This window comes from Xenorhabdus beddingii (genome assembly GCF_002127545.1).
Taxonomy (GTDB): domain Bacteria; phylum Pseudomonadota; class Gammaproteobacteria; order Enterobacterales; family Enterobacteriaceae; genus Xenorhabdus; species Xenorhabdus beddingii.
Window position 1 is genome coordinate 1 of record NZ_MUBK01000064.1, and the last position, 4080, is coordinate 4080.

A 4080-nucleotide genomic window follows, 5' to 3' on the forward strand; every position below is an offset into this window, starting at 1 on the left:
CTTTCGGTTCAACCCAATAAATTCCATTCTTGCGGATATCGATATGAGGTTTTAGCGGATCGTATTCTTTCTCTTGGTATTCATCTGAATCAGTGGTCATAGGTTTTGACACTGCAACGTTCTCTGCCACCTGATGCAATCCATTACTGAATGCCTGCTTTGCAGCCTCAATGCCATGCTGCTGACGATAATCATCCCAATCAGCTTTGTACTCTGTAGGCGGTAACGTGACCCAACCATTCACTGCAAGCGCCACTTTTTTTGCTGAGATCTTGCCGATATTTACCTTTGGTTTGCCGTTTTTATCCCGTTCGTCGGGATGATGCCAGTCGTTATCTGCGGCAAGAATAATTTTTGTGTCCGACCAGCGTTCCCGAACGTTTTTTGCGACAGAGAGCAAATTGCCTGCATCCAGCGCCGCCAGAACAGTGCCTTGATGTAACTGGTTAACGGTCAAGGTTGTAGCGTAACCCTCGGTAATAATTACTGTATCGGGCCGATTATCCAGCGCTGACAAGGCAATAAAAGAACCTTTCTTCTGGCTGCCAGACAGTAATTTTTTTGTTCCATCCGGTTTGATGATCTGCGCACCTGTAACCTTTTTATCTAACGCTGTCAGTACCAATAATAAGGAGCCATCTTCCAGTAAACGCTGATCATGGTGTTGTAGTCCCTTTGCAGCCAGATAGGGATATTGCCCCACGACAGTTTGCGCCATCAGTGCCGCGACTCTTTCGGTAATCGTTTGTACGGGATAAGTGATTTCTTTGGCTGGCATGGGTTCCGACAAAGGCAATGCCAGTACATTCGCAATAATCTTAGCGGCCTCAAGAATTGAGATACGATTGGTTTTCGCTACTAAATCCAATCCATCGCCGTAATTCGTAAGATCACACTGACGACAGTGCCAGTTGCCATGATGATGGTCGTCGATGAAATGGAAACGGTCGGTACCGCCGCAAACAGGGCAAGCACCATGTTTACCCTTTGCTGGGATCTCAATGCCACAGGCAGGCAACAGATTTCCCCAATGGTACATAGCAGATTGCTTCACGGTTTGGATAAATTCGAATACAAAAAGAAAAACGATCTCCGCAATACCAAATGAGATTGACGGAAGAATTCAGACAACAACTTGAAGAACAAGCAAAAACCGATGGTGATGCTTCTCTTGCTACATGGATCAAGCGCATACTCCGTAAAGAACTCCAATCACGCGGCATTGAACCCAAAGGTTGAACCAACCGACAGTTAATCAGGAGGATAGCTCCCATGCCGCTATCCTTTTGTTGTTTAAATAATAATTGCAAAACTTGCATATCTCTTAATGAAAGAATTATCTGCATTGTGAACTAATGCACCAAAATTCAGGCCAGTACTTTATCAGGCACGAGACTCAGCAATCCGCTGATCTACCCAGCCATCAATTTCTGATTCAACAAACGCCACCGAACGAGGGCCGATTTTGACTTGCTTCGGGAACTTATCTTCTTTAATCAGCCTGTAGATCCATGCCTTGCTGTAGCCTGTTCTGCGCTGAACTTCTGGCAGGCGAATAAGACTTTCTTTAGATGTTGTAATTGTTGGCATGTATACCCCCTGTTATCGAATCCTTGAAATGCCTTGGTAGACGTTATTTGATGACAGAGGATTATTTAAAAATTCTGTTTAATTGAAAGCGTAAACTCTTTATGCAATTTATAGAATTAATTGCCGCTTATTGACTGGATGAAAAATAGGCTTCTGTGCCACGGGCACACTCGCATGAAAAAACACCAATGATATGACTGTAATATCAAGATGAGTTAAACCAAATAAATGTAATACATTGATTTTAATTCATATTTTTTAATATTCCTTTTTTTGTGCAAAAAACAATCTTTGTTGTCCGGGGCAACAAAGTTTAAAAAATCGCCATATTTATAGTTGCGATAATAAGATTAACTGTATGAAGGACAAAATAAAGACAAGATTAGAATGTGTGATTTCACGTGTTTATGTATTACCTGAAAAACAGGCTATGCTGGACTGCCAGAAAAGGATAATTTACTGCTGTTGGAAGACCAGAACCTGTTACGACGAAGCGAAATACTTATTGGCACTCAAAGATCGAAATTAGTTTTTGCTTGAAGCATAAAACGCTTGTTGAATGTCTCAGGACGTGAAACAAACTTACCGCCCTTGCGATGTCAAAGGCTGTTTGATAACAAGAAGGTATTTAGCAATAATTTGTCTTAATCATCAGGAGACAGTTCAATTTGGACGTAGCCACTGCGCTGCACCAACAAAAATAGTAAAGGAGAGGACCTTGAGACTTAGCGATGTAATCACCGATTGCGTCAACCTTAAATTAAGTGGGTCTGCAACGGATACCGCAATTCAATGCTTCGGGGGCAATATATTGCAGGAAGAGCGACCCGTTTTGGCAATTGAGGTTTCGAGCAAAGAAATCTTGCTTTGGATGATGCAAGGAGCAACAAATGTTCATATTTATATCAGCGCGGGTACTTTTTACGTAAATGCGCTATATGAGCCGACGGACCGCTTTCCTGCGGCTAGAATTTATTTCATGAAATCAGAAGACCTTTTTTGGGTTGGTCATATTGGTGCTTATATTGAACAACACGGAATCAAGCTCGCGCCAATGAACGACGCCGGCTTCTCGAAACTCATTGATGATGCGGGGTATGTACAACGTTATGTGGCGTGGCATGAAAAAAGGAAAGCCAATGCTAGCTTATTCGATAGTCTGCTCGGAGGGCGACTTGAGAATACTGCCGTAGATCAGGGTATCTGGCTGTCCTCTGATGGACGGTGCCTAGTTTGTGGTGAAAAAACCGATCTCATGGCGACCAGCACTGTTTGGGGAAAGTCAGGGATGATGATTGGTATGCAGCTGTGTGTGACACACGAAGCCGAATCTCAGAAGCAATCGACCCTTCTCAACTATCTTACAAAGCATCTGGGGGGAACAGTTATGTTCTCAAATATGCGCCCACGGACTACTGAAGAAAAGCTTGAGCAGACCTGTGAAGCACTTAAAGTAAACCTCAAATGCACTATCGTGAAAGTTGAAGAGAAAACTGTAACCGCCCGTAGACAATCCGGAATCACAGTAATAATCAGACAGCATTCTCAGTCAAATTATGCCTATAACATCCTGAGCCCTGAAGGCAAGCAGTTGTCCAGAGTCGATTCTGCCAATCATCACAAAGTACCTTACGGCCCTGATCACGTACATTCTGATCTACGTAAGTCTAGGAAAAATATCGTCAAGGCAAGCTTCACATACGGCGATGTTGGTCTGGATATGAAACTACTTTTAAAATTGATCCAAGAGGCTGAGGATAAATTGTAAGGCAATCTGGCAATGAACTACTGAATCGGGCCTAGTTTGATTGATTCGTTCGAGCGGCTGAGCTGACTATCAGATTAAAGATGAAATGATGCAACTATGGGTTGTATAAAAAGCAGACTCTGTTGGCACTGCCAACAAGGTCTAAAAAATCATCTTTTATTCAGTATATTATAAGCATTAATTAATGTTACTTCCGGCGTTTCTTAGCAAAATCATACGGTGTGATATGTTTTTCCCGGTTGGCATCCAGATAATCAGCCCACCATTGCACCATCAATCGCCGTTCGTCCAAATGTTTGGAAGTGTGAATATAGGCAGCTCTGACGTTTTTTCTTTCCACATGGCTTAACTGGCGTTCGATGGCGTCATCGTTCCATAATCCTGATTCGCCCATCGCGCCGCGAGCCATTGTTCTGAACCCATGCCACGCAAGGCATTATTGACGGTGCTTTCACTCATGACCTTTTGTGGATCATGATCGTTAGGGAACATAACTTCACAATCGCCACTTAATTCACGTAATGATTTAAACAAAGTGACTGCTTGACGACTCAAAGGCACGATATGCTCCGTTTTCATTTTCATGCCCCGTTCAGAGAATTTAACCCCTTCAATGGCTTTTCGTAAGCGTCCGGTGAACTCACCTTGTCCCTGCCATCAGGCGCGTGCACGCTACGGCTAATTTATCTTTCCTTTGGAGACTGAACCATGCGCCGTAACCG

4 protein-coding genes and 1 pseudogene are annotated in these 4080 nt (G+C 43.3%); 2 read left to right on the forward strand and 3 right to left on the reverse strand.

What is annotated here, in order from left to right:
• A partial coding sequence (locus Xbed_RS18040) for a toprim domain-containing protein (protein WP_208612274.1) occupies window positions 1-1039 on the reverse strand: 1039 nt, incomplete at its 3' end.
• Window positions 1040-1104: 65 nt separating this feature from the next.
• Here Xbed_RS18040 and Xbed_RS20570 point away from each other — a divergent pair.
• A complete protein-coding gene (locus Xbed_RS20570) occupies window positions 1105-1239 on the forward strand; it encodes a hypothetical protein (protein WP_279625546.1) in 135 nt (44 codons plus the stop codon).
• A gap of 144 nt (window positions 1240-1383) precedes the next feature.
• Here Xbed_RS20570 and Xbed_RS18045 read toward each other — a convergent pair whose 3' ends face one another.
• Window positions 1384-1590, reverse strand: coding sequence for a helix-turn-helix transcriptional regulator (locus Xbed_RS18045; RefSeq protein WP_086114223.1), 207 nt, complete (start codon window positions 1588-1590; stop codon window positions 1384-1386).
• A gap of 718 nt (window positions 1591-2308) precedes the next feature.
• Between Xbed_RS18045 and Xbed_RS18050 the strand changes: the two genes are divergently transcribed.
• The gene (locus Xbed_RS18050; protein WP_086114224.1) at window positions 2309-3358 is read left to right on the forward strand and encodes a DUF6516 family protein; all 1050 of its coding nucleotides are present in this window, start codon (window positions 2309-2311) and stop codon (window positions 3356-3358) included.
• Between the two features lie 187 nt (window positions 3359-3545).
• Here Xbed_RS18050 and Xbed_RS18055 read toward each other — a convergent pair.
• Window positions 3546-3982, reverse strand: a pseudogene (locus Xbed_RS18055) (tyrosine-type recombinase/integrase); the annotation flags it as partial.
• Between the last annotated feature and the right edge of the window lie 98 nt (window positions 3983-4080).